Origin of the sequence: Streptomyces rhizosphaerihabitans (genome assembly GCF_025399795.1) — a bacterium.
GTDB classification, from domain to species: domain Bacteria; phylum Actinomycetota; class Actinomycetes; order Streptomycetales; family Streptomycetaceae; genus Streptomyces; species Streptomyces rhizosphaerihabitans.
The window spans coordinates 143,248-168,088 of the sequence record NZ_JAODTZ010000006.1 but is presented as its reverse complement, the minus strand read 5'-3'; the positions used below and the strand labels follow the sequence as shown (position 1 = coordinate 168,088).

The following is a 24,841-nucleotide window of genomic DNA, read 5'->3' as shown; positions in this document are numbered from 1 at the left end:
CCTTGACGCTTCGGTACCTCGCATGGGGCGGCACCTTCGGGTGCCGCCCCATCGCGTTTCCTCGGGGACGCGCGGGTCTCAGGCCCAGCCCCGCACCAGGCGGAACGCCGAGTCCGCCCGGTAGAGCCTGCCGCGTTCGTGCCGCCCCAGGCGGAGCTGGAAGTTGCGGTGGCGCAGGAAGCGGCCCGGGTAGTTGACCGCCTCCAGCATGACGGCGCCGGAGTAGGAGGACGCGCGGGGGCAGAAGGTGGCGTCCTTCCGGAAGAGGGCGGAGCCGTCGTCGCGGTCGGCGCGCAGCAGGAAGTCGCGGTGGCGCAGGTAGGAGCCGTCGGCGGTGGCGAAGGAGTAGCAGGAGGACTTCGCCAGTCCTCGGACCACCTTGAAACTGGCGGCCCGCCGGGTCGCGGCCGAGCTGCCCGAACCCACCGGGTCGAGCCGGACCTGACCGTCGCTCAGGTGCCAGAAGCGGTCGGGGTAGTTGACCGACTGGACCGACTTCCACGAAGAGGCCTGCCGGGGCGCGGAAGCGGTGCCGGACGCGGCGGGCGTCGAGTTCCCGGGGACGGGCCGGCTGCCGGAACCCTGGTCCGACGGCCCGGGCGACACGGAACCGCGCGACGCGGAATCGGCTGACGCGGAATCCGGTGAGGCCGAGCGTGAAGTCCCCGGCGAGGCCAGGGCGTTCTTGCCCGCCGGGGCCGTGGTCGTTCCGGCGGGGGCGCCGAGAAGGAAGGGGTTCGACGTGTCGGCCGTGGTCCTGTTGTCCGCCAGATTCCGTGATGGATCGTCAGAACGGTTCGCCTGTACGGACATCACGGCCACGACGGCGATGGTCACGGCCACCGCGAGTCCGCCGGCCAGCCAGAGCCGCCGTGTGCCGGGCAGCCTGCCCTCGTCACCCGGCCCGACCGCCTCCCAGGGCGCCGGGGACACGGGGACGAGGTCGGTCGACACCGGGTAGGGCGCGCCGTGCGGGGTGGGGCGCCAGGGCACGATCTCCCTGGAGAGGGTGGGCTCGTCGGGCCCGTAGGGCCCGGATCCGGGCGTCACTTCTGGCATACGCGTTCCTAAGCAGGGGAGGGCGAGCGCGCGAGGGGGCGAAGCGAGGGGTGGAGGGTGCGGCACACGGAGCGGGCGGTCATGGAGACCCGGTGTGCGGCTGGTGAAACAGTAGTGGAACTGGTGACTTCTGAGCAGGCCTTTCCCGCAGTGATACCGGGAATTGATCGCAGTGTTTTCGGGCAATCGCTGACAGAGGTACGGGAGTTGGGCGCCGCCAGACACCGGGTGCCGGGTGCCGGGCGGTGATGACGGTGTGGTGAGCGCCGGTGGCGGCGCGGGATGCCGGGGTGCCGGACCGGGTGTCCCGGGTTCCTGCGACGTCCTGGGCGCGGTCCGTGCTCGGCGCCGGCTGATGGGCGTCAGCGGATCGCGGCAGCCTGCGGCATGTCCGATTCTGCGCGACCTGTCGTTGTCGCCGACCTCCGCTTGTCTCCGGTCCGGGAATGCTCCGGGGGGAAATCCGGAGGCTGTCCGGGGAGCGGTTCCGGAGCGGTCCGGGAGTGCTTGGGTGAAGCCCCGTTCCGGAGGGGGTCGCCGACAGGTGTGCCCGGTGGCGGTGGCGGACCTCCCGGCGCAGGGGGAGACTGCCGTTCATGGCTGTCTCCCTCTACCACCTCGTCATCGACGCCCACGACCTGCCCGCGCTGGCCCGCTTCTGGTGTCAAGTCCTCGACTGGCGCGTGCTGTTCGAGGCCGAGGACGAGATCGTCATCGGCTCCGACGTGCACGCGCTGCCCGGACTCTGCTTCGTGCCGGTCGCCGAGCGCAAGACCGTCAAGAACCGGCTCCACATCGATCTCACGCCGGACGACCAGGCCGCCGAGGTCGAGCGGATCCTCGCCCTCGGGGCCCGCCGGGCCGACGTGGGGCAGGGCGAGGACGTCAGCTGGGCCGTCCTCGCCGATCCGGAGGGCAACGAGTTCTGTGTGCTGCGGCCGAAGAGCTCGCTAGTGGACTGAGCCGGGTGCCTCCGGTCCGCCGGGTGTGGCAGGCCCCTCGGGCGTGTCAGGTCCTCCGGGCGGCTCCGTGACGGCGGCAGCTCGCATCAGTACGTCCGCCAGGCCCTCTCTGCGGATGCGCTGGTCGATGTACAGGAGGCTGCTCACCAGCGGCATGAACACCAGGGAGAAGAGCTGGACGAAGATGCCCGCGATCGTCGAGAGCACCAGGGAGCGCCCCAGGTCGGGCAGCATCTGCGCGTAGATCTCCGTCACGCTCGCGGGTCCCTGCGTCGACAGGTCGTACGGCTGCGGGGCCGGCGTCGCGAACCTGAACGGCATATCGACCACGATGGAGACGATGAACGTGATCAGGCCGCCCAGCAGCAAGATGCCGAACGTGCGCCACCACGTGCCGCGGACCAGTCGCGCCGACCGGCGCATCGCCGTCACCGGGGACGCCCCCTCCAGGACGGCGGCGGCAGGGGCGAAGCTGAACCGGACGAACAGCCAGATCATCAGCGGAACCACGATCAGCAGGAGCAGGAGGAAGAGACCGAACGACATGAACGGATCGCCGCTCGCGGTCGCGGCCAGCATCAGCGCGAACAGCATGATGAGGAGAATCATCGGTATCGCCACGACCAGGCCCAGCAGCAGCGTCACCCCGAGCACGGACGGGGTGCGCGACCATGCGCGCTTCCAGACGGCGCCGACGGGGGCCCGGCGCCCGAGCACGGCGTCGTGCAGGGTCGCCGCGGACGAGGCCTGGATGAAGGAACTCGCCACCAGCGAGACCACCGCGCCCATGGCCCACGCTGCGCCGAACGCGATCAGGACGGCGCGCAGATCGGTCCAGCCGATGGACCGGGGCGCCTCGGTCATACGGTGCAGCTGAGTCTTCGTCGAGAGATAGGCGAGGTATTCGAGGCCCAGGGTCAGGGCCGCCAGCACCGCGACGCCCACGAAGGTGAGCCCGAACAGCGGCTTCGCGTAGCGGCGCATCGTGGCGAAGGCGCCACCGAGGATGTGGTCCACGCCGAGCGGGGCCAGCGGGATCACACCTGGTCTGGGCGGTGGCGGTGGCATCCAGCCCCAGCCGCCCGGGGCACCCCCGTACGGCCCCGACGGTCCACCGGGAGCACCCCCGTAGGGTCCCCACGGGCCGCCCGGGGTACCCCCTGACGGTCCCGACGGCCCTGACGGTCCCCACCCAGAACTGTCCGGCATGTCCCTCGCGCTCCATCGTTCTCGGGAGTCTGTGCGACTCCGGCCCCCCTGTGATCGCGAACGATATCCGTTGGGGCGCAGGGTGCCCATGGGATAAGTGGGATCGCCTTGCCTACGGGCGTGCGCATCGATGCGTACACCCGTACGCATCTCTGACGCTCCATGTGTACAGTCGTACGCATGGGATACGTACTGCTCGCGGGAGCCATCGCGGCGGAGGTCGGCGCGACCACCGCGATGAAGTACACGGAGGGTTTCAGCAGGCTGTGGCCGTCGCTGCTGACCGTCCTCGGCTATGTCGTCGCCTTCGCGCTGCTCGCGCAGACCCTGAAGACGGTGTCGGTCGGCACGGCGTACGCGATCTGGGCCGGTGTCGGCACCGCCGCCATCGCGGCGATCGGCACGCTGTTCCTCGGCGAGGGACTCACGGTCGCCAAGGCCGCCGGGATCGTGCTGATCATCGGTGGGGTCGTGCTGCTGAACCTGGGCGGGGCGCACTGATGACCGCGCCCGACGGGGTGTACGTCACCGCGCCCGGCGCGGTGGTTGGTACCGCGCCCGGCACGGCGGACGGCGGCCCGTGATGGCGCGCCGGTACGACCCCGAGCGGCGGCAGCGGATCATCGACGCGGCGATCCGCGTCGTCGGCGCCAAGGGCATCGCCGGGCTCAGCCATCGCTCCGTCGCCGCCGAGGCCGATGTGCCGCTCGGCTCCACCACGTACCACTTCAAGACCCTCGACGAACTCATGGTCGCCGCCCTGCGCCAGGCGAACGAGAGCTTCGCCAAGGTGCTCGCCGCACGCGGCACCCTGGAGGACACTCGCGCCGACCTGGCCGCCGAACTCGCCGGACTGATCGGCGAATGGCTCGCCGGCGACCGTACGGGCGTGGAGCTGGAGTACGAGCTCTATCTCGCCGCCCTCCGCAGACCCGCCCTGCGCCCGGTCGCCGCCGAGTGGATCGACGGCATCGTCGAACCACTGACCCGCCGCACGGATCCGGTCACCGCGCGGGCACTCGTCGCCCTGCTGGACGGGATCTGTCTCCAGGTACTGCTGACGGGGACGTCGTACGACGAGGAGTACGCCCGGGAGGTGTTGGCGCGGGTCCTGCCGCACGGCTAGGGCCTGTCCGGCCATGCGGGTCGGATCGGACCGTGGTGTCCGCTGCTGTGCATCGCAAGGCGGAGGGTCGCCTTCGTACCGGGCGTACTCGGGTGTGCCGGAGACCGCGGCGTGGGGGTCCCCCTGCTCGAAGAGCTTGGGGGAGTGCGGTGCCAGACGTCGCGGGCCCGGTGGAATGGTCAGACGTGCCCCAGGCGTGCCCCATGCGGCCGGAGACGGCCCGGGACGGTGACCGGACGCCCGGTGGACGAGACGCCCCGCGCACCGGTTCGCCCGCGCGGCCCCCGCCAAGTTAGGTTGCACTCATGACCGACACGACTGCTTCTCGTACCACCGGCGCCGTCGCCGCCGGGCTCGCCACCCTCACCGCGGACGGCACTGTTCTCGACACCTGGTTCCCCGCGCCCGAACTCTCCGCCGAGCCCGGCCCGGCCGGCACCGAGCGGCTGTCCGCCGAGCGGGCCGTGGAACTGCTCGGCGAAGGAGCCGCGCAGGCCATCGGCCCGGACGCCCGCCGGGGCGTCGAGGTGGTCGCGGTCCGTACGGTCATCGCGTCGCTGGACGACAAGCCGCTCGACGCGCACGACGCGTACCTGCGTCTGCACCTCCTCTCACACCGCCTGGTGAAGCCGCACGGCCAGAACCTGGACGGCGTGTTCGGCCTGCTCGCCAACGTCGCCTGGACCTCGCTCGGCCCGGTCGCCGTCGACGACATCGAGAAGGTCCGGCTGAACGCGCGCGCCGCCGGCCTGCACCTCCAGGTGACCTCCATCGACAAGTTCCCGCGCATGACGGACTATGTCGCGCCCAAGGGCGTCCGCATCGCCGACGCCGACCGGGTCCGCCTCGGCGCGCACCTCGCCGAGGGCACGACCGTCATGCACGAGGGCTTCGTGAACTTCAACGCGGGCACGCTCGGCACCTCCATGGTCGAGGGCCGCATCTCCGCCGGTGTCGTCGTCGGCAACGGTTCGGACATCGGCGGCGGCGCGTCCACCATGGGCACCCTCTCGGGCGGCGGCAACGTCCGTATCACCATCGGCGAGCGCTGCCTCGTCGGCGCGGAGGCGGGCGTCGGCATCGCCCTCGGCGACGAGTGCGTGGTCGAGGCCGGGCTGTACGTCACCGCCGGTACGCGCGTGACGATGCCCGACGGCGACATCGTCAAGGCCCGCGAGCTGTCCGGGGCTTCGAACATCCTCTTCCGCCGCAACTCGGTCACCGGAACCGTCGAGGCCCGCCCGAACAACGCGGTGTGGGGCGGCCTGAACGAGGTCCTGCACAGCCACAACTGACCATCAGCGGCGGTGATTCGCGACCGCCTGCTCGATCATTGCGGCTGAACTGCTGCTGTTTCACCGGCAGTTGACGTCAGGTTGTCGACGTTGGTCGACAGCGGGCGCCCTTCCACGGCCCCAGGGCCGACCGGGAGGGCGCTCGTGCGTGAGCGCCTCTTCAGGAGCGCTCCGGAGGCACCGGGCAGAGGTTAGGTCAAGTCCAGCTCACCGACTGTCTGACTCCCACTCGTCTCGCCGGTCGGACGGAAGCCGAGCCCCAAGTAGAAATCCTCCGGACCGTCCTTCCCCGGATGCCAAGTGGTCGTCAGCCGGGTGCCGCCGCGACGGCGGATCTCGGCAGCCACGGACTCGACCGCGAAGCGGCCGTAACCCCGCCCCTGCGCACCGGCTGCGATGTTGAGACGCCAGAGCCCGGAACGGATGTCCGTGCCCGATCCGTCGCCCAGCCAGTCGATGCCGAGGAAGGCCATGAGGAAGCCGACAGGTCTGCCGTCGTCAAGGATGAGACGGGGCCAGGCTGTTCGGGGATGGACATACGCCTCGGCCAGCGACTTCACGACCGGCGCGACCAAGTGTTCCTGTTCCGGACGGACCCGCACGCTGATGGCGGCGTCGACGTTGTCCGGAGTGATCTCCTCCAGACGGAGTGTGCTCGTCATGCCGAAATCCTAAGGCGGTTGATCGAGTGAGCCGCGAAGGTGGCCGCGCCCGCGGTTCGTGCCACCTGCGCTGTCGGGGTAGGGCGCTCGCTATGTGTCCAGGCTCGTGGCGAAAGTCGTCAGGGCCTCGAAGTCGGGCTCGCGCAGGCCGAGTCGGGGGTTCACGTGCTGGAGAAGTGCGGGGGCGGGATGGTGGGCGGTGACGAACGCCTCGTCGGCCGGACCCTGTTCGTCGTCCACCCAGGCGAAGGGGCGGCCCTCGGCGTAGGCCACGATGCGTTCCGTCTTCCAGTGGACGCCGTCGGGGCGCTCGGCGAACAGAGCGCCCGTGAAGTCGACGTAGGGGAGTTCGGGTAGGCCGATCACGGGGGCGATCCAGCGGTTGGCCGCGTCCATCCACGTGGTGGCCCAGCACAGGTCGTAGCCGAGGCCGAGGAGGGCGCGGCCGTGGTCGGGGTGGAGCCAGACGCGCAGCGGCCGCCCGGGCTCCAGCGCCACCCGGATCGTCGTGTACCCCTCGGGCCGACGCTCCTTCTGGGCCGCGTACGGATTGAGCGGGCCGTCGACGTCGAGGAACAGCAGCGGCAAGGAGGAGTCCGCCGGCCTTGCCCGGTTCGCGTTGCGCACCTGATCACCGTACGGCAGCGGCATCCGCGAGAACCGCGGAGTTTTTCCGCGGTGCAGGCATAGCGCCGGGCGGCCGCACGCGTCACAGCAGGTACAGGGGCGGGACACGAGGCCCGTCGAAAAAGAGAAGGTGACGATGGATGCCGAAGGGCTCGAAAGCTTCAGACAGTTCGTGGCCGGCAGGTCCGCAGCCCTGCTGAGGACCGCCGTGCTGCTCAGCGGTGGTGACCGGCACGCGGGGGAGGACCTGTTGCAGGGCGCCCTGGCCAAGGTCGCCGGTCGCTGGCACCGCATCGACGAACCCGAGGCGTACGTACGGCAGGTGCTCTACCGTCAGCAGGTCAGCCGCTGGCGACTGAAGTGGCGGCGACGCGAGGTCAGCGTCGCCCATCCGCCCGAGACCGGCCCGCCGGGCACCGACACGGCGGCCGCCACCGACCTGCGCCTGGTGATGCGCGAGGCACTGTCCCGGCTCACCGCACGCCAGCGCACCGTCCTGGTGCTGCGCTACTTCGAGGACCTGCCGGAGGCCGACGTGGCCCGGCTGCTGGGCTGCTCCGTGGGCACCGTGCGGTCCACCGCCCACCGCTCCCTGGCCCGGCTGCGCGCCCTCGCGCCCGAACTCGCCGCGCTCGCCCCCGCAGCCGGTGAGCGGTCGTCGTCCCGTGACTACTCGCCCGTGGAGGTACGGCCGTGAACATCGAGGAACTGATGAGCGAGGCGCTGCGCGAGCAGGCCGCCGAACAGCCGCCACCCGCCCCCGGCCTCGCCGACCGGGTCCTGACCGTGCGCAGGCGCCGCCGGACCCGGCGCATCGCGTCCGTCGCGGTCGCCGTCGCCGCGGTGGTCACCGCCGCGGTCGGAGTGCCGCGGCTGGAGTCCGGCGGGCACGACGTACGGCCCCTGGGAAGGGTGGACCCCAAGCCGAAGGCTCCGACGGCCGCGCACCCGGCGCAGTCGCCGGTGCGCTCGCTGATCGCGGCCGGGAATACGGCGATGGCCGCGTACTACACCCAGAAGACTGACTGGCGGACCGCCCACAAGGGCCTCAGGACGCGCACCTACTGGCTGCTCGACCCGAAGTCCGGCCGCTACGAGAAGGACACCCGGTGGTCGTGGGTCGCGGTGGCCCCCGGCCTGCGGACCGCCGCCGTACTGGAGCAGCACCTGCCCGTGCGCCGGATCGGCCTGCTCGACATCGCGAGCGGCGAGGTCGAGCGGTGGATCCCGGTCGACCAGCCGGTGGGCGGGCTGGAGTTCTCGCGCAACGGCACGAAACTCGTCGCGACGACGTACGAAGAGAATCCCGACATCGTGACCAGAACGGGCGCCGAGGGCATCCCCGTGCCGGTGAAGTCCTCCCGCACCGGCTTCTACGTCTTCGACGTGGCGTCGGGGAAGGGCCCCTGGGCCGCGGTGGGGGTGCAACGGGACAACCAGGGCAACGAGATCAACCTTCGCCAGGACTTCGAGTTCTGCCGCGACGGGAGGACCGTCACGGGCAGGCAGTCGGGCGCGCCCACCGTTCGCTTCTACGACGCGTCCGGCCGAGAGGTGGGCGTGCCCGACGGGGAGCGGTACAACACCGTCACGGCCGGCCTGTCGCCCGACGGCACCCGGCTCGCCGGGGAGTTCGCGGGCAAGAAGTGGCACACCTCCTCGTGGATCCTCGACCCGCGTACCGGCAAGCACCTGGCCGAGGTCCGCGGCCAGATACTGCTCGCCTGGGCCGACGACAAATCCCTGATCGCCTGGGACATCGGCGAGGGCGACAAGAACGAGTTCCACAATCGGCTGGTGCTGGTCACCATCGGCAGCGACAAGGAGGTGCCGCTCAGCGGCTTCCTCCGGGGCACCGACGGCTCGGCAGGGCGCTGGGAGCCCGTCTTCGCCGAGCGCTGAGCCTCCCTCGCCCGCTGCTCGCTAGACCACGGCGAACTCGTCCGTGACCTCGGCGAGCACCGCCCGCAGCCCGTCGGCCGTCTCCCGGCCGGCGGACCGCAGCGGTGCCCTGACCGGGCCCGCCGGCAGCCCGAGCACGGTCAGCAGCGCCTTCGCGGTGACCGTGCCGGGCAGTCCGGCCCCCGTCGTCGCCTCGATCAGCGGCAGGGCCCGCCGCATCAGCCGGGCCGCCCCCGCCGTGTCGCCGCCGTCGAACGCGTCGAGTACGGCCCGCATCAGGCCCGGCGCGACGTTCGCCACCGTGCTGACGTACCCGGCGCCGCCCACCGCGTACAGGGCGAGCACGTGCTCGTCGCAGCCCGCGTAGTACGCCAACTCCGTCCGGGCCAGCACCTTTTGCGTACCGAGGAGGTCGTACGCGCAGTCCTTCACGGCCACGATCCGGGGGTGCGCGGCGAGCCGGATCATCGTGTCGGGTTCGATGCGGGTGCCGGTGCGGCCGGGGATGTCGTAGAGCATGAGCGGCAGTTCGGACGCGTCCGCGACCTCGGTGAAGTGTGCCTCCAGCGCGTCCTGCGGCGGCTTCGAGTAGTACGGGGTGACGACGAGCACGCCGTCCGCGCCCGCCTCCCCGGCCGCCAGAGCGAGTTCGACCGTGTGCCGGGTGTCGGACGAGCCGACGCCCGTGACCAGGCGGGCCCGGTCGCCGACCGCCTCGCGGACCGCGCGTACCAGCGCGGACTTCTCCGCGTCCGAGGTGGTCGGCGATTCGCCCGTGGTGCCGTTCAGCACCAGGCCGTCGCAGCCCTTGCGCACCAGGCGGTCGGCGAGGCGCCCGGCGCCGTCGAGGTCGAGCGCGCCCGCCTCGGTGAACGGTGTGATCATCGCGCAGAGCGCCCGGCCGAAGGATGCCGGAGACCGGTCGGAGTTCGTCATACGAGCAGTCTCGGCGCGATGACCGTACAGCTCCACTTAAATCTTCTACGGCATATCGATAAGCACTGCTGAGATGTGCTGCCGGGCCCTCGGCCCGAGGCCCTATGTACCGTTCCGCCCTTCATGGGTCACCATGGACCGGAAGGTCACCGACCGCAGGTCATGGGAGGCGTCATGAGGCTCGGCAAGGCACTCGCCACCGGAGTCGCGGAGGAAGAGGCCCACGCACGCAAGGACACCTTCGAACTCCCCGAGATCATCGAGGAGTCGGAGGCGTCAGTGCCCGAAGAGGTTCCGGCCGGACGATGAGGCTGCGGCTCCCCGAGGAACGCCCGACGGAGCCGCCGACCGGATACAAGATCGCCCACCCGGTGCTGTCCCAGGACGGCACCAGGGCCGGGTTCACCGGCGTATCGCTGGGCGGCGCGCTGCCGTACGGAGTGCTGGACGAGGCCCGCTGTGTCTACGGACGGCGGCACCGCGCGCCGCACCGCCGCTGTGACTGCGGCTTCCACTGTGTACTCGACTCCTCCGCCGCCGAGGCGATGCTGTGCACCGCGGAGCACCGGGCGGCCGTCCTCCTCGAAGTCTCCGTCCTCGGCGCCTACATCCGCTTCGAACGCGGCTTCCGGTACGCCCGTCAGCGGGTGCGCGGTGCCACCGTCGGCCCCTGCGGCTGCGGTGCCGTGGCCGCCTCGCTGGCCGACGCGGGCTGGGGGCGTCCGGGCTGGCGCGCCCTGACGGCCGCCTGCGCGGGTTGCGTACGGGGTCGTACGGCGCTCTCGCTCGCCTCTTTCGCGCGGCTGGCCGGGGAGGGGCTACGTGTCCGGGCCGCCGGTGGCCCCGTCGTCGCCACCACCGGCCTCGGGGTGTCCGAACTGGTCGCCGAGGCGGCGCTCCTGCAAGCCCGACTCGACTGGTTCCAGAGCCAGTTGGCCCGCCTGCGCGATCGGGGATCGCAGGGATAGCGGCGGCCGGTCCGGGTACCAGAGCCTCCGTGAGCGAGAAGGGCACGGTGTGCTGCGGCTCCCGTGTGCCTCGGCTGTCGCGACTCTCGCGGCGGTCCGGGAGGCCACGGTTCTCACGGTTGTCCGGACCGGACTCCGTACCCGGGGCCGCTGCGCTGCTCGCCGCTCGCCTGCTCCGACGGCGGTACAGCGGTCATCGACGGCACCGTTGAGGCCCGTCAGCGGAGCTGGAGGGGAATGATGCGGCGGCGGACCGGACACCGGCCCGCCGCCGCATCGTGGGCCGCCCTCCCGCCGGCCTGACGCCAAGTCCTGGCACTTCGCCCCGACGCCTCAGCCCCGACGCCTCAGTTCCGACGCCCCGGCTCCTACGCCCCAGCCCTGTGCCACGTCGCCCTGACGTCCCGGTCCTGACACTCCAGCCCTGACGTCACACCCGCTCGGCGGTGTCTCGCTCAGCACTCTTGCGCATCGGCACGATCCCGGTGTCCACCTTCTCCCGGGCCGCGCGCAGCGCCCGCAGCCGTGGGGGCCACTTGCGGGTGTCACGGGGTTCGACGTAGGGCTCCTCGGTCGGGAGCCGGCCGTGGGTGATGGCACGCTGGCGGGCGAGCTCCGCGTCGAACTCCAGGCCCAGGAGGATGGCCAGGTTCGTGAGCCAGAGCCACACGAGGAAGATGATGGCGCCCGCGAGCGTGCCGTACGTCTTGTTGTACGAGCCGTAGCCGGCGGCGTAGACGGCGAATCCCGCGGACGCGGTCAGCCAGATCAGGGTGGCGACGACGCTGCCCGGACTGAACCAACGGAAGCCGCGGCCGGAGACGTTGGGAGCCGCCCAGTACAGCAGCGCGATCATCAGCTCCACGAACACCAGCAGGACGGGCCACTTGGCGATCGACCACGCCGTGATCGCCGCGTCGCCGAGCCCGATCGCGGTGCCCGCCCGTTCGGCCAGCGGCCCGGTGAGCACCACGATGATCGCGCTCCCGGTGAGAAGCAGCATCAGTGCGACCGTGAGCACCAGCCTCAACGGTGTGACCTTCCAGACCGGACGGCCCTCCGGCAGGTCGTACACGGCGTTGGACGCCCGGATGAACGCGCCGACGTACCCGGACGCGGACCACAGCGCCGTGAGCAGTCCGACGATCGCCAGCACCCCGCCCGTACCGCCGCTGTCGCCCAGTTGCGCCACCGCGTCACGCAGGATCTCGCGTGCCGGGCCCGGCGCCAGACGGCCTACGTTGTCGAGGAGTCTGTCCGTCACGCGTTGCCCCATGACACCCAGCAGGGACACCACCACCAGCAGTGCGGGGAACAGCGACAGCACGCCGTAGTAGGTCAACGCTGCTGCCCGGTCGGCGAGTTCGTCGTCCCGGAACTCCTTCGCCGTGCGCCACACCACAGCCGCCCATGCTCGCACGGGCAGTTCGACAGGACCGCCCTTCCCGGCGGGCCCCGCCGTGCCCGTGTCCGTGCCGGTGTCCGTGTCGGTGCCGGTGCCCGTCCCCGTGCCGGCGCCCCTGCCCGCGCCCGTGTCCGGAAGAGCTCGCTGCTTCGATTCCGGTCGCTTCTCGTCCATGACCGCCGTGTTGCCCGGATCGCGCCGCTGAAGCCCGCCCGGGCATCCCGGTCGCACGGAACCCCGGTCGCACGGAACACCCGGCCTCGCTGGAGCACCGGCCTCCCTGGAACCCCGGGCGTCCCGGCACCCGCGGCGTCCGGGCACCCCGTCCCGCGAGTCGGTCCCGCAAGTCAGTGCGACTCACCGACGACTAGAACCGTCTGGACAAAAAAAGTTTTCGGTGGGACGGTGGAGACATGTTGGACGTGACCGTGATCGAGGACGCCGAGGCCGCCGTCGTGTCGCTGGACCCCGTAAGGGCCCGGCTGCTGGCCGAGCTGGCCGCCGGACCCGCGTCGGCCGCCATGCTGGCCGGCAAGGTCGGCCTGCCCCGGCAGAAGGTGAACTACCACCTCAAGACGCTGGAGCGGCACGGCCTCGTCGAGCTGGCGGGCGAGCGCCGCAAGGGCAATGTCACCGAACGGCTGATGCGCGCGACCGCGGCGTCGTACGTCATCTCGCCGCTCGCGCTGGCCGCCGTACAGCCCGATCCGGACCGCTTCCGGGACCAGTTGTCCGCCCGCTGGCTGCTCGCGCTCGGCGCCCGGCTCGTCCGGGACGTCGGCTCGCTCGTCACCGGCGCCGCCAAGGCCCGTAAGCGACTGGCGACGTACGCGCTCGACGGCGAGGTGACCTTCGCGTCGGCCGCCGACCGGGCCGCGTTCATCGAGGAGCTGACGGCCGGGGTCGGTGCGCTCATCCGCAAGTACCACGACGGGGACGCGGAGGACGGGCGCCCGCACCGGATCGTCGTCGCCGTCCATCCCACGGTCAGGCCCGAGGCCGCGGCCGGAACCGAAGCCGTGGCGGAAACCGGAGCCGCAGCCGGAACCCACGCCGTGGCACAGACCGAATCCGCAGCGGAAGCCGACGCGGAAGTCGCAGCGGAAGCCGGTGCCGAAGCCGGTGCTGCGGCGGAAACCGAAGCCGTGGAACCCCGCGCGGGCCGCGAAGCCGCCCACTGATCATCAAGGAGTTTTCATCATGTCCGAGGAATTCGAGATCGTCCGCGAGTACGAGGTCGACGTGCCGCCCGGCCGGATGTGGGACGCGATCACCAGCGGCAGCGGCGGCTGGCTGTGGCCCATGGAGTACGAGCCCCGCGAGGGCGGCGCCGGCCCCTTCGGCAGCACCATCACCGCCTGGGACCCGCCGCACCGGCTGACAGTGCGCAGCGAGGACGTGCCGTTCCCGACGCAGAGCCTCAACCAGATCGACCACACCATCGAGGCCCGCGACGACGGCCGTCGCTCCTGGGTGCAGTACGTGCACAGCGGCATCTTCACCGACGACTGGGACAACCAGTACGACGGCGCCGACAAGCACACCGACTTCTATCTGCACACCCTGCGTGAGTACGTGACCCACTTCGCGGGCCGCCCGGTCGCCTTCACGACCTTCCAGGGACCCGACGCGTCCACCGCCGCCGACGCCCTCGCCGCCGTCGGACGGGCGCTCGGCCTTGCGGACGGCACCGCCGAGGGCGGGCGGATCCGGGCCGAGGGGCCCGGTGGCGAGGCCTTCGACGCCGTGGTCGACTACCGCAACCCGTACTTCATCGGGCTGCGCACCGACAACGCGCTCATCCGCGTCTTCGGGCGCGGCCGCTGGGGCGCGCCGGTGGGCATCAGCGTCCACGACTTCGCGCCCGACGCCGATGCCAAGGTCAACGAGAGGGCCTGGAAGGGCTGGCTCGACGGGGTCTTCACCGGCTGACCGGCGCGCGGGGCCACACGAGCCCGGTGCCACGGGAGTCTCCGCGAGCGCAGAGAGCCCGGCCCGGTGGGGGGCCGCCGCGCAGGCGAAGAGCCCGGCCCCCCGGACGAAAGGGCCGGGCTCTCGTGTACCTGAGCGACCAGCGATCAGCTGCTACGGACGGAACCGCAGCACCTGCGGGTCGTGGTCGCTGATCTGGTCGGAGAACTCCGAGTTGATGTGCACGCTGTCGTACTGCAGGTCGCAGCCCCGGCGGATCGAAGGGCTGACCAGGATCTGGTCGAGGACCTGGGCGTTGCCCTGGTAGTCGTACGTGTAACGCTCGCTCTTCGGCAGCGACTTGATCGCCGACCAGAGCTCGCCGTCGCCCTCCAGGATCTTGGCCGTGTCGGAGAACTCGAAGTCGTTGATGTCGCCGAGCGCGATGACGTCGGCGTTCTTCTGCGTCTTCAGGATCTCGTCGACGAAGCCGTTCACCGCGGTCGCCTGGGCGTGCCGCTGGACCTCCGAGCTGCGCGCCGGGGGCTGGTACTGCGCGGTCAGCCCCTGGTCGCCACCCTTGGAGTTGAGGTGGTTGGCGATCACGAAGACCGTGTGGCCGCGGAAGACGAACTCGCCCGCGAGCGGCTTGCGGCTGCTGTTCCAGGCCGTGTTGGCCGGGTCGACGCGGCCGGGGGACGCGGTGAGCTGCGTCTTGCCGTGCACCTTCGTGACACCGACGGCGGTCGTCGAGTCGCCGCCCGCGCGGTCGGTGAACGAGACCCGCTCGGGGTTGAAGAGGAAGACCTGGCGGATGTTGCCGCCGGGCTCGCCGCCGTCCTGGTCGTTGACGGGGTCGATGGAGCGCCAGTCGTACTTCGGGCCGCCCGCCGCGACGATCGCGTCGATCAGCTTGTTCACCGTCCGGTCGGCGGCGACCGTGCCGTCGTCCGTCGCGCCGTTGTTGTCCTGGATCTCCTCCAGGGACACGATGTCGGGCGAGTTCAGGTTGTTCACGATCGCGGACGCGTGGGCGTCGAACGTGGCGTCGCCCGGGTCCAGGTTCTCGACGTTGTACGTCGCCACCGCCAGCTCGCCGCGCGACTGCTTGCGCGTCGTCTCGCGCTCCAGGCCGCCCTTCTGCAGGGTACCCAGCTGGTTGGCGACGAGTGTGTAGCCGCCGAACTGGTTGTAGTCGAGCGGACCCGCGGTGGTGCCGGTGAGCTTGTCGCCGACGTTCGCGGTCGGGAAGTCGGCGGTCGCGCCGAGCGACTGGATCTGTATCCGGCCCGTGTTCTGCGAGGTGTACGAGCCGTACAAGGTGCCGCCCCGGTGGGTGGCGTGCTCGTGCGGCTTAACCGTGACCCACAGCTCGGTGTACGGGTCGGTGGCGGTGACCACACGGGTGTCGGCGACCTGGACGTTCATGCCCTCGAGGGACTCGTAGTAGTCCAGGGCGTACTTCGCCGGCTCCAGGGTGAGGGCGTTGACGGAACCGCTCGCGGCGGTGTCGCCCGCGGGGGCGTAGACGGCCGGCACGGACTTCGCGTCGACGACCGTCGCGGCCGGGACGGCGTTGCCGCTGGAGACGACGGTGACCGTCGGCTTGGTGATCTCCGTGACCGACTGGTTGCCGCTGGAGGCGCCGCCCGGGACGTACTCCGAGACCGTGCCCGTCACGGTGACCGAGTCGCCGACGGCGGCCTTGGGGGCGGAACTGGTGAAGACGAAGACGCCCTCACTGGTGGCGGGGTCGGCATCCGGGGTGGGGTCCTGGAGCCAGAAGCCCTTGGACGAACCGTAGGTCCGGACACCGGTGACGATGCCGGCCACGTCCGTGACCTTCGTGCCCGCGAGAGGGGAAGTCCGGGTGGTGCCCTGGATGTCGTGGATGTGGACGGTGTCCGCCTGGGCCGGGGTGGTGAGCACCACGGCGGAGACGGTGGAACAGACCGCGGCGACGGTCAGCGCGCCGATGCGCGCGGTTCTCTTGCTCGGCAAGGGAATCCCTCCGGGGACGTTCGTGAGCGCCGGGACGAGGGTGGACTGGTGGGGGGAGCGCGACCTGCGTGCGGGCCGGTGACGCGCGTAGAAGAGGGTGGGCCACAAGGCCGTTGAACTTCTACGCGCGTCAATCTCGTGTGTAGCGAGGGGAGTTGTCAAGGTTTCGGCGGTGTACGAGACCTGTCGGAGACATGAACCGGGCGGCATGGGTGGAAATCCGTCTAGGCTGAGCAGTTGGCACGGATCTCCCGGGCCGCCTTCGGACTCCCGAGTCCGTCGGCGCCCGGCGGGTCCGGTGCCCGCCGCGGCCGACGGTGCCCGCCACCGTCCGGCGCGGCTCCGGGCGAAAGCCCCGCCTGAACCGCTTGCCCTGCTCGTCGTGGTTGTTCGGAGGAGAACTCAGCCGATGTCAGACAGCTCTTCCCTGCCGCCCGTGCGGCTGCACTCCGAGGCGCAGCTGGCGCGGGACGCGCTCGCCGCGCCGCTGCTCTCCCGCGCCGCGCGGCTGGCCCGCTGGGCAGGCCCCGGCACCCGAGTGGGCGCGGGGGGCGAACTCGTCGAGGAACAGCTTCCCGAGGCGGCCGGCGTCCTCGGCCTGTCCGGCGACGAAGCGGCAGCCCTCGCCGGCGAGGCCTGGCGGGTGGCCGTCGACACCGGGCTCGTCGAGACCGTGGACGAGGACGAGGGCACCGTCACCGCGGGCGAGGACTTCGCCCTGCTCACCTCCGGCGCCCCGCAGGACGTCCTCGGCGTCTGGCTCGGCGCCCTCGACACCGTGCTCGCCGACGCGAGCGTGCCCGACCTCGGCGATCTCGTCGGCGCCATGGACGAGGAAGGCGGGATCGACCTCTCCTCCCTGGACTGGGACCCGGAGGCGGAGTCCGAGTTCCTCGACGGGGTGCTCGGCAACCTGTACCTGCTGACCGTCGGGGAGGACGCGCTCGGCGGGGTGCCGGTGCCGCTGCCCGTGCTCGCCGCCTCGATGATCCTGCCCGACGACATGGGGGAGCCCACCAACGACGTCCTGGAACAGGTCTCGAACGCCATGATGCGGCTCGACGACCAGTTCCGGCTGCTGGAGCCCATCGGTCTCGTCGACTTCCAGCCGGTCGACGAGACCCTGATGGCGGACGCCGCCGAGGAGCCGGCCACCGCCGACGACATGGACGTGTCGCGTTACGGGGTGGTACGCCTGACACCGCTCGGCCTGTACGGACTGCGCGCCCGGCTGATCGAGGCGGGCTTCTCGGCCCCCGCGGTGGGTGAGCTCACGGACAAGGGCGCGGACACGCTGCTGGACGGTACGGCCGGATTCCCTCCGACGGCCGCGCAGGCCGAGATCGAACAGTGGCTCGCCCGGCGTGAACCGCTGCCCGCCGCACAGGAGTTGCTCTCCGCGGCGCGCGGCGCCGACACGGGCGCCCCGCTGCGCCGCCTGCACTGCCAGCAGGCTCTCGCGCTGGTCGGCACGGAGGCCGAGCCCGCGCTGCGCGAGGTGCTCGACGACGCCGAGCTGGGCGGTCTCGCCCGGGTCTGGCTCTCCGAGCACGGCGCGCCCGACGTGCCCCCGCCCTCCGAGGCGATGGTCTTCTGGCTCACCATCGACACGGTGGCGGCGCAGCTCGCCGCCGAGGGGAACTCCGACGAACTCCAGGCCCTGGTCGAGGGCCTGGCCCAGCAGCACAGCGGCTTCTTCGACACGGCCTGGAGGGTCGAGCACCCCGCCGCCCCGGACGTCCTGGAGGCCATGGGCCGTCTGCACCCCGACAAGAAGGTAGCCAAGGAAGCCCGTAAGGCGGCGTTCAAGGCCCGGTCGCAGCAGGGCGGGTGAGCGGGCGCGGGCCGGTGAGGTGGCTCGGACACGGGGAGCGGGCGGACTGTTCCGCGGAGCCGCGCGTTCCGCTGCGCCGGTCGGGTGGATTCACGCAAGCGGGACCTCCGAAGTCGGCGCGCGTTCAACTCGCGTTCAAGCGGGGGCGGGACGGTGTGGCCGCGAACCGAGGTCGCCCCCCCGCCCCGTACGACAGTCCGAGTCCACCGTCACAGGAGACATCACATGTCACTCACTCGCAGGGACTTCGCCAGGCAGTCCGCGATCACCGGTGCAGGCGTGGTCCTGGTCGGCAGCGTAGGCGCCCTCGCCACCGCCCCCAACGCGCTCGCCGCCACGGAGACGGACACCGACGGCGCGGCCGAGGACTCGGCGGAGGCCCGGCACCGCGGCGTCGGCTACGGTCCGCTCGTCACCGACCCGAAGGGCCTCCTCTCGCTGCCCGCCGGGTTCTCCTACCGCGTCATCACCCACAGCGGCCGCACCAAGCTGGACTCGGGTGAGTTCACGCCGTCCAACCACGACGGCACCTCCACCTTCGACGGCCCGCGCGGCGCCACCCTCCTCGTCAACAACCACGAGCTCAAGGGCCCCCGCTCCGGCTGGACGTATCCCGTGCCGCTCACCGAGGGCCTGGTCTACGACCCGGCCGCGTCCGGCGGCTGCACGGTCGTCGAGGTGCGCCACGACAAGGTCGCCGAGTGGGTCGGCATCGCGGGCACCTCCACCAACTGCGCGGGTGGCAACACCCCTTGGGGTACCTGGCTCACCTGCGAGGAGACCGAGGACAAGGCCGGCCAGAACGGCATGACCAAGGACCACGGCTACGTCTTCGAGGTCGACCCCCAGGACCGCCGCCGCAACAGGAACCCCAAGCCCGTCAAGGCACTGGGCCGTTACGCGCACGAGGCCGTCGTCGTCGATCCCAGGCGCGGCCGCCTCTACCTCACCGAGGACGCCTCGGGCCCCAACGGCCTGCTGTACCGCTGGACGCCTCCGCAGGGCTTCGAGCACGGCCACGGCCGGCTCGCCACCCTCGCCGACGACGCCGGAGCGCTCCAGGCCTTCAAGTGCTTCGACTCCGGCGGCAAGTTCGTCGACGACCTCTCCCGCGCCACGAAGACCGGCACGGTGTACGGCGTGGACTGGGTCGACGTCCAGGACCGCGACGCCAGGACCGTCTCCGTCCGCAAGCAGTTCACCGACGGCCAGGTCACCCGCGCCCGCAAGCTCGAAGGCATGTGGTGGGGCGACGGCGGCATCTACATCGTCTCCTCCTACGCCCGCACCGAAAGCCCCGGCCAGGCGCACGACGGAGCCGTATGGTTCTACGACCCCAAGCGCCGCACCCTGACGCTGAAGGTCCTCATCGGCGTGAACCCGAACCCGTCCGCCGACGGCGCCTTCGACGGCCCCGACAACATCACCGTCTCCCCGTACGGCGGCCTCGTCATCGCCGAGGACGGCGAGGGAATCCAGCACCTCTTCGGTGCCACCGAGAGCGGCCGCACGTACCCGATCGCCCGCAATGAGCTCAACATCGGCACCGCCGAGGCGCCGGCCTACAGCGAGTTCACCGGCGTCACGTTCTCGCCCGACGGTCGGACCCTCTTCGCCAACATCCAGGAACCGGGCATCATGCTCGCCATCACCGGCCCCTGGAAGCGCCAGAAGCGCGGCTGAACTCCCGCCGGTCCCATCGAAATTAATTCGCTCGCCCGACGCGCGGCCGCCCTCCTAAAGTGATGCATGTCCAGGTGCGAAGGCAGGACCTACTTCCACTGATAATGGGGCGGCCGCGGGTTCGAGTCCCGCCACCGGTACAACGCGCCGGTGTAGCTCAGGGGTCAGAGCGCCTACGTCGGTTCCGCCGAATCTGAACTCTGGACACCACAACTTCATGCACCTCCCGGTGCGCGGGCCGCGGCTACTTCTCTTTCAAAGAATCCACGCCGCAGCCCAATTGATCTCGGGAGGCGCAGCTCATGGTGGGTGCCCGGTGCGCAGGCGACGGATACTTCATTTGGGATCAGAGGGTTGCGGGTTCAAATCCCGTCATCGACTTCGGGTCGGTGTAGCTCAATCGGTAGAGCATCTGCGCAAGCCCGTCGACGACTTCTGACCTCGGGCACCCTCCATTTGCTGTGCCTCCCTCCGAAACACGACTTCACCGTCGTAGAACGAATTCGGGGGAATTCACCATGGCACGCTTCAACAACAAGACGGCGAAGGCCCAGCCGACCTCTCGCGTGACGTCCACCGGCCGTGTGCTGCGGACGCACCAGGGCGGCCGCGGCCAGGAGCGCGACGCGCGCTCCGAGCTCTTCCTGCTGGCGATCGCCAACTTCGTCTCGCAGCAGACCTTCTACGAGACCGGCGCGGACCGCGACGACCGGTTCGCCGCGCTCGTGCGCGAGCTCGCCGTTTCCGACCCGTCCTGGACCGCCGCCCTGCTCGGCTGGCTGCGCGGCGAGGGAAACCTGCGCACGGCCTCGCTGGTGGGTGCCGCCGAGTACGTGAAGGCACGCCTCGACGCGGGCGCCACCGACGGACCCGCCAACCGGCAGGTCATCGCCTCCGTGCTGCGCCGTCCGGACGAGCCGGGCGAACTGCTCGCCTACTGGACCTCCCAGTACGACCGCAACGTGCCCAAGCCCGTCAAGCGGGGCATCGCCGACGCGGTACGACGTCTCTACAGCGGCAGGTCGCTGCTGAAGTACGACACCGCGTCCAAGGGCTACCGCTTCGGCGACATCCTCAACCTCGTGCACGCGGCGCCGGACCCCGCCAAGTCGTGGCAGGGCGAACTGTTCCAGTACGCGCTGGACCGGCGCCACAACCCGGACACGGCAGTGGTCCCCAAGTCGCTGCCCGTGCTCGTCGCCCACCGCGACCTCATGGCGCTGCGGCCCGCCAAGCGGCGCAAGGTCGTGACCGGCGCGCACGGCGCGCAGCGCCTGGCGGACGCGGGCATGACCTGGGAGGCGCTGGCCGGCTGGCTGCAGGGACCGATGGACAAGGCGGCCTGGGAGGCCGTCATTCCGTCCATGGGCGCGATGGCACTCGTCCGCAACCTGCGCAACTTCGACGAGGCGGGCGTCAGCGACGAGGTGGCGGCCCAGGTCGCCGCGAAGATCAGCGACCCGGCGGAGGTCGCGCGTTCGCGGCAGTTCCCGTTCCGCTACCTCGCGGCCTACCAGCACGCGCCGTCGCTGCGCTGGTCGTACCCGCTGGAGCAGGCGCTCGGCCACTCGCTGGCCAACGTGCCCGCGCTGCCCGGCCGGACCCTGGTGCTCGTGGACCGTTCGGGCTCGATGTTCTACTCGCGGCTGTCGGAGCGCTCCGAGCTCAACCGGGCCGACGCGGCGGCGATCTTCGGCACGGCGCTCGCGCTGCGGGCGGCGGACGCGGATCTCGTCGAGTTCGGCACCACCAGCAAGCGGGTGGAGTTCAGCAAGGGCGAGTCGGTGCTCAAGGTCATCGGCCGGTTCGGCGACCTGGGCGGCACCAACACGAGCGAGGCGGTCCGTGAGCACTACAAGAAGCACGACAGGGTCCTGATCGTCACCGACGAGCAGGCCACGTACAGCCACTACGGGGACCCGACCGAGCAGGTCCCGGCGCACGTACCGGTCTACACCTGGAACCTCGCCGGCTACCGCGCGGGCCACGGCCCCTCGGGGAAGGGAAACCGCCACACGTTCGGCGGGCTCTCGGACGCTGCTTTCCGGTTGGTGCCTCTTCTGGAGTCAGCGCGGGACGCGGATTGGCCGTGGGTCTGAGGGACGCGTGGGGCCCTTGGGTTTGAGGGTTGGCTGAGACCCCCGGGCTGAGGGATGAGTGAGGCCCGAGCTCAAGGGGAGCGAGGTCCCCCGGGCCCGAGGGCTGAGGCCCCCTGGGACGTGAAGTGGGCGCGGCCCGTACTTCGGTGCGGGCCGCGCCCTTGTGCGTGCCGGGTCCGACAAGAACGGCAGCCCCTAAGGGCTGTCCCGTAATCCCCGGCGGGCGCACGACGACAGCTACGGCACTCCCCCAAGCTCTTCGAGCAGGGGGGACCCCCACGCCGCGTTGTCGGATCGCCCGAATACGCCCAGTATGAGGACGACCCTCCGCCTTGCGATGCTCCCCCACAGCCCGAAAGGCGTGGGAGGGGCCCCCAGCATCTGACGCCGCGCGCTGATCCACCGGGGATTACGGGACAGCCCTTAGGCGGGAAGGCGGCGACGGGCTCTACGGCGGCGGCGACGGGCTCTACGGCGACAGCTCGCCCAAGAGGTCCGTGGCACTGTCCGTGGCTTTTTCCGGCCGGTCCGGGGGCGGGCTGAGGGGCTCCCGGAGGACCTCTACGGAAGGCGGAACCGTCTCCACGCGGGTCTCCGGTGTCTCGAAGAAGACGGTCCTGAGATAGGGGAAGGCGCTCAGCCACTCCCAGGTGCAGTCGAGGTCGGCCTCCACCCAGAGGTGGCAGAGGCTGTCCCGGTCACACGCGCTGCGGAACTCCTCCGGGGTGAACGGACCCGAGATCTTGATGAAGGACCGGCCGCCGAAGCCGCGCAGCACCCGCAGCTCCTCGGGGTTGGAGACCGGAAAGTACAGATAGGCGTCGGCCAGGTGCGCGACGACCTCCTCGGCGTAGCGGTCGCAGTCGAACCGGCTCCAGACCCGGGCCAGTTCGGCCCGCACCCGGATGTCGGCCACCTCCCGGTACGCGGCCAGCACCGGAATCGCCGCGTCGGTCGCGATGCGCGTCGCGGTCAGCACGGTGAAATAGGCCTCGTCCTTCGGGAGACCCTCCGGTCCGGGAAGCAGATCCAGGACGACCGGGCCGACATCGGCCAGCGCCCGGGCCTGCTCCGCCGACTGGGGCGGAATCAGGGCCGCGGCCCGCCGCTCGACCTCGGTTCTGACGCCGGGGTCCAGCTCCGTCGCGTGCTCGAGGCAGGCGGCCGCCAGGAGATGGAGCCGACGGCTCTCCATCTCCGAGCAGTCGCCGCGCTCGATGAGCCCGGTGAGCAGCCGCGTACGTTCCGTCGTCCGCGCATGGGCGACGGACATCCGGATGACGTCCTCCCACTGGTCGAGGTGGGCGTGCGCGATGAGGAAGTCGAAGTCGAGACCCTCCACCGCCGCCTTGGCACCCAGGTAGTCCTGGAAGGTGCGGTGGATGAAATCCATGGAGCCCTTGGTCGGTTCGCGCAACAGGCCGCTGCGGACCAGCAGATGGCGGTAGATCTCCTCTGCGGTGCCCTGCTCGGCGATACGCGGCATCGCCGGAAGGGCATGGGCCAGGAGGTCGACCGCGTCGGCCCGGTCCATCTCCGAACGGCCGTTGCGGATCATCCAGTACGCGAGCTTCTGGATCAGCTGGACGTGATGGGCCTCGCCGATGCGGATCGTGCCCGGCTTGTAGATGCCGCGCTCGCGGTCGCGCCGGGACAGCAGCATGGAGAGAGCGGCGTCGTAGATCTCCTTGCGGCCGTCGGGGAGATGGCCGCGGCGGTCCTGATGGAGTGCGCAGATCAGCGCGCACATCAGAGGGTTGGTGGCCAGCCGCCCCAGATCCTGCTTGGCACGTATCGCCCGCAGCAGATCCTGCGCGTACTGGTCGCCGATACCGGCGGCCTTGTGCCATCGCCGGACGAACTCGGCCACGTTGTCCCGGCTCATCGGGGCCAGGTCGAGCTCCGCGAAGTCGTCGCCGACCAGCCAGTCCTCCCGTACGGCGGACGGCCGTGAGGTGACCAGCCACCGGTTGCGCGGATAGGAGTCGACCAGATCCCGCAGCCAGCGGCGCGCCTCCTCGCGCTCGTTCTCCGGGATCTCGTCGATGCCGTCGACCAGCATGAGCCCGCGTCCCGACCGCAGCACCCGGTCGAACCAGCCCGTCGGCTGAAGGGCGGCGATCGGACAGCCCACCTCGGACAGGAACTCGTCGGGGGTGGGGAGCTTGGCGCCGCCCCGCGTCAGGGTGCGCAGCGGAAGGACGAACGGAATGAGGCCGTACAAGTACAGCAGCCGCTCGTCGAGCGCCTTCTGCGCGGTGGACACCGCCAGCCACTGCACCAGCGTGGTCTTCCCGGAACCGGCCACCCCGCGCAGCAGCACGCGATTGCGCCCCGCCAGCACCTGGTCGGCGGGGAGGAGCATGGGGTTCGTCGCGTCACCCACCGCGTCCAGACTCAGATACGCGGCGTCGAGCGGCCAGGTGCCAGGGGACTCGGACAGATCGAGCCCGAAGATCGTCAGCTTGCCGTGCTTGGAGGCGATGTAGCGGGCGTAGCGCTCCTCGAACGGGGCGTCGGCGGGCGACGGCGTCCGCGCGATCAGCCCGTCGATCCTCTTCGACAGCTCCTCGATCCGGTGACTCTGCTCCACCAGCGTGCGGGCGACGAAGGTCGACCGCTGGGTGAAGAAGTGCACGATGTGCAGGCAGGCGGTGTCGAGCACGCTCACGTAGAGATGGACCGCGTCGCTCGACAGCCCGAGGGTGGCGGACGGGCTCTGCGCCCGCAGATGCTGCGCCAGGGCCATGTGGCCGAGCTGGACGGCCTGCACGTCGTCCATGTCGATGCTGTCCATGGCGCGCAGGGTGTCGGCGACAGAGTGGGCCACGGCGGCCAGTTCGTACGACGGGAGGCGTTCCTCCACGCCCGTCGACTGAGCGGCCCGGCTGACCAGCTCCTTGGCTATCTTGTGCAGGTCGAGGTCGGACAGAACGCGCTTCTCGCCCGTGAACGAAACCAGGCCGGAGATGCTCACGGGCTTGTCGACCAGCCCCGCTCCGGGACCCTCGGCCACGAACAGCTTCTTGATCAGCGGCGCGACCACGCTCGACGCGAGCCGAGCGCCAATGGCAGCGGGATCCATCTACCCCCCGTCGGATGTGTGCGGACGGCGGTCACCTCGGTGTGCCCCGCCGCCGGGTGCCCGGACTGAGCAGACTA

General features: G+C 70.9%; 21 protein-coding genes. 13 read left to right on the top strand and 8 right to left on the bottom strand.

From position 1 onward, the window contains the following. Window positions 1-78 precede the first annotated feature (78 nt). Window positions 79-1,059, bottom strand: coding sequence for an AbfB domain-containing protein (locus N4G66_RS08415; protein WP_261703355.1), 981 nt, complete (start codon window positions 1,057-1,059; stop codon window positions 79-81). A gap of 596 nt (window positions 1,060-1,655) precedes the next feature. Between N4G66_RS08415 and N4G66_RS08410 the strand changes: the two genes are divergently transcribed. Then, window positions 1,656-2,021: a VOC family protein gene (locus N4G66_RS08410; RefSeq protein ID WP_261703354.1), complete on the top strand. Its 366-nt coding sequence runs from the start codon at window positions 1,656-1,658 to the stop codon at window positions 2,019-2,021. Here N4G66_RS08410 and N4G66_RS08405 read toward each other — a convergent pair. Then, the gene (locus N4G66_RS08405; RefSeq protein WP_261703353.1) at window positions 2,010-3,062 is read right to left on the bottom strand and encodes a DUF7847 domain-containing protein; all 1,053 of its coding nucleotides are present in this window, start codon (window positions 3,060-3,062) and stop codon (window positions 2,010-2,012) included. The two genes, N4G66_RS08410 and N4G66_RS08405, sit on opposite strands and share 12 nt — an antisense overlap. 348 nt (window positions 3,063-3,410) lie before the next feature. Here N4G66_RS08405 and N4G66_RS08400 point away from each other — a divergent pair, with 348 nt between their 5' ends. The 3 genes from N4G66_RS08400 (at window position 3,411) to dapD (ending at window position 5,651) form a co-directional block, all read left to right on the top strand. Next, window positions 3,411-3,731, top strand: a complete 321-nt coding sequence (locus tag N4G66_RS08400; RefSeq protein ID WP_261703352.1) for a DMT family transporter — start codon at window positions 3,411-3,413, stop codon at window positions 3,729-3,731. Between the two features lie 82 nt (window positions 3,732-3,813). Continuing rightward, entirely contained in the window at window positions 3,814-4,356 is a 543-nt protein-coding gene (locus N4G66_RS08395; protein ID WP_261703351.1) for a TetR/AcrR family transcriptional regulator, read from the top strand. Window positions 4,357-4,661: 305 nt separating this feature from the next. Next, complete coding sequence (gene dapD / locus N4G66_RS08390) at window positions 4,662-5,651, top strand: 2,3,4,5-tetrahydropyridine-2,6-dicarboxylate N-succinyltransferase (protein WP_261703350.1); 990 nt, start codon at window positions 4,662-4,664, stop codon at window positions 5,649-5,651. Between the two features lie 191 nt (window positions 5,652-5,842). Here dapD and N4G66_RS08385 read toward each other — a convergent pair whose 3' ends face one another. Both N4G66_RS08385 and N4G66_RS08380 read right to left on the bottom strand, forming a co-directional pair. Next, window positions 5,843-6,313 (bottom strand): GNAT family N-acetyltransferase, encoded by a 471-nt coding sequence (locus N4G66_RS08385; RefSeq protein WP_261703349.1) that lies wholly within the window; start codon window positions 6,311-6,313, stop codon window positions 5,843-5,845. Window positions 6,314-6,403: 90 nt separating this feature from the next. After that, complete coding sequence (locus tag N4G66_RS08380) at window positions 6,404-6,964, bottom strand: hypothetical protein (RefSeq protein WP_391858775.1); 561 nt, start codon at window positions 6,962-6,964, stop codon at window positions 6,404-6,406. A 112-nt stretch (window positions 6,965-7,076) separates the two neighbouring features. On the opposite strand from N4G66_RS08380, the gene N4G66_RS08375 reads away from it, so the two are divergent. Both N4G66_RS08375 and N4G66_RS08370 read left to right on the top strand, forming a co-directional pair. Beyond that, window positions 7,077-7,637: a SigE family RNA polymerase sigma factor gene (locus tag N4G66_RS08375; protein ID WP_261703347.1), complete on the top strand. Its 561-nt coding sequence runs from the start codon at window positions 7,077-7,079 to the stop codon at window positions 7,635-7,637. After that, window positions 7,634-8,842: a WD40 repeat domain-containing protein gene (locus N4G66_RS08370; protein WP_261703346.1), complete on the top strand. Its 1,209-nt coding sequence runs from the start codon at window positions 7,634-7,636 to the stop codon at window positions 8,840-8,842. Before N4G66_RS08375 ends, N4G66_RS08370 begins: the two co-directional genes overlap by 4 nt. Before the next feature lie 21 nt (window positions 8,843-8,863). Here the strand turns inward: N4G66_RS08370 and dapA are convergent, their stop codons facing one another. Then, window positions 8,864-9,778 (bottom strand): 4-hydroxy-tetrahydrodipicolinate synthase, encoded by a 915-nt coding sequence (gene dapA / locus N4G66_RS08365; protein ID WP_261703345.1) that lies wholly within the window; start codon window positions 9,776-9,778, stop codon window positions 8,864-8,866. A gap of 174 nt (window positions 9,779-9,952) precedes the next feature. Here dapA and N4G66_RS08360 point away from each other — a divergent pair, with 174 nt between their 5' ends. Further along, on the top strand, window positions 9,953-10,087 hold the full coding sequence (locus N4G66_RS08360; RefSeq protein WP_261703344.1) for a hypothetical protein: 135 nt from the start codon (window positions 9,953-9,955) through the stop codon (window positions 10,085-10,087). Further along, on the top strand, window positions 10,084-10,746 hold the full coding sequence (locus tag N4G66_RS08355) for a hypothetical protein (protein WP_261703343.1): 663 nt from the start codon (window positions 10,084-10,086) through the stop codon (window positions 10,744-10,746). The genes N4G66_RS08360 and N4G66_RS08355 overlap by 4 nt, the downstream gene beginning before the upstream one ends. A 430-nt stretch (window positions 10,747-11,176) precedes the next feature. On the opposite strand, the gene N4G66_RS08350 is transcribed toward N4G66_RS08355, so the two are convergent. Further along, window positions 11,177-12,325 (bottom strand): YihY/virulence factor BrkB family protein, encoded by a 1,149-nt coding sequence (locus N4G66_RS08350; protein ID WP_261703342.1) that lies wholly within the window; start codon window positions 12,323-12,325, stop codon window positions 11,177-11,179. A gap of 239 nt (window positions 12,326-12,564) precedes the next feature. Between N4G66_RS08350 and N4G66_RS08345 the strand changes: the two genes are divergently transcribed. Further along, a complete protein-coding gene (locus tag N4G66_RS08345; RefSeq protein WP_261703341.1) occupies window positions 12,565-13,332 on the top strand; it encodes an ArsR/SmtB family transcription factor in 768 nt (255 codons plus the stop codon). A gap of 19 nt (window positions 13,333-13,351) precedes the next feature. Continuing rightward, window positions 13,352-14,083, top strand: coding sequence for an SRPBCC family protein (locus N4G66_RS08340; RefSeq protein ID WP_261703340.1), 732 nt, complete (start codon window positions 13,352-13,354; stop codon window positions 14,081-14,083). 153 nt (window positions 14,084-14,236) lie between these two features. On the opposite strand, the gene N4G66_RS08335 is transcribed toward N4G66_RS08340, so the two are convergent. Continuing rightward, window positions 14,237-16,063: an endonuclease/exonuclease/phosphatase family protein gene (locus tag N4G66_RS08335; RefSeq protein ID WP_261703339.1), complete on the bottom strand. Its 1,827-nt coding sequence runs from the start codon at window positions 16,061-16,063 to the stop codon at window positions 14,237-14,239. 409 nt (window positions 16,064-16,472) lie between these two features. On the opposite strand from N4G66_RS08335, the gene N4G66_RS08330 reads away from it, so the two are divergent. The 3 genes from N4G66_RS08330 (at window position 16,473) to N4G66_RS08320 (ending at window position 21,679) form a co-directional block, all read left to right on the top strand. Further along, the gene (locus N4G66_RS08330; protein ID WP_261703338.1) at window positions 16,473-17,897 is read left to right on the top strand and encodes a hypothetical protein; all 1,425 of its coding nucleotides are present in this window, start codon (window positions 16,473-16,475) and stop codon (window positions 17,895-17,897) included. A gap of 225 nt (window positions 17,898-18,122) precedes the next feature. Continuing rightward, window positions 18,123-19,580 carry a PhoX family protein gene (locus N4G66_RS08325; RefSeq protein WP_261703337.1) on the top strand — a complete coding sequence of 486 codons (1,458 nt, stop codon included), beginning with the start codon at window positions 18,123-18,125 and terminating at the stop codon, window positions 19,578-19,580. 518 nt (window positions 19,581-20,098) lie between these two features. Then, complete coding sequence (locus tag N4G66_RS08320) at window positions 20,099-21,679, top strand: TROVE domain-containing protein (protein ID WP_261703336.1); 1,581 nt, start codon at window positions 20,099-20,101, stop codon at window positions 21,677-21,679. Window positions 21,680-22,148: 469 nt separating this feature from the next. Here the strand turns inward: N4G66_RS08320 and N4G66_RS08315 are convergent, their stop codons facing one another. Continuing rightward, entirely contained in the window at window positions 22,149-24,764 is a 2,616-nt protein-coding gene (locus tag N4G66_RS08315) for an NACHT domain-containing protein (RefSeq protein WP_261703335.1), read from the bottom strand. Window positions 24,765-24,841: the final 77 nt, after the last annotated feature.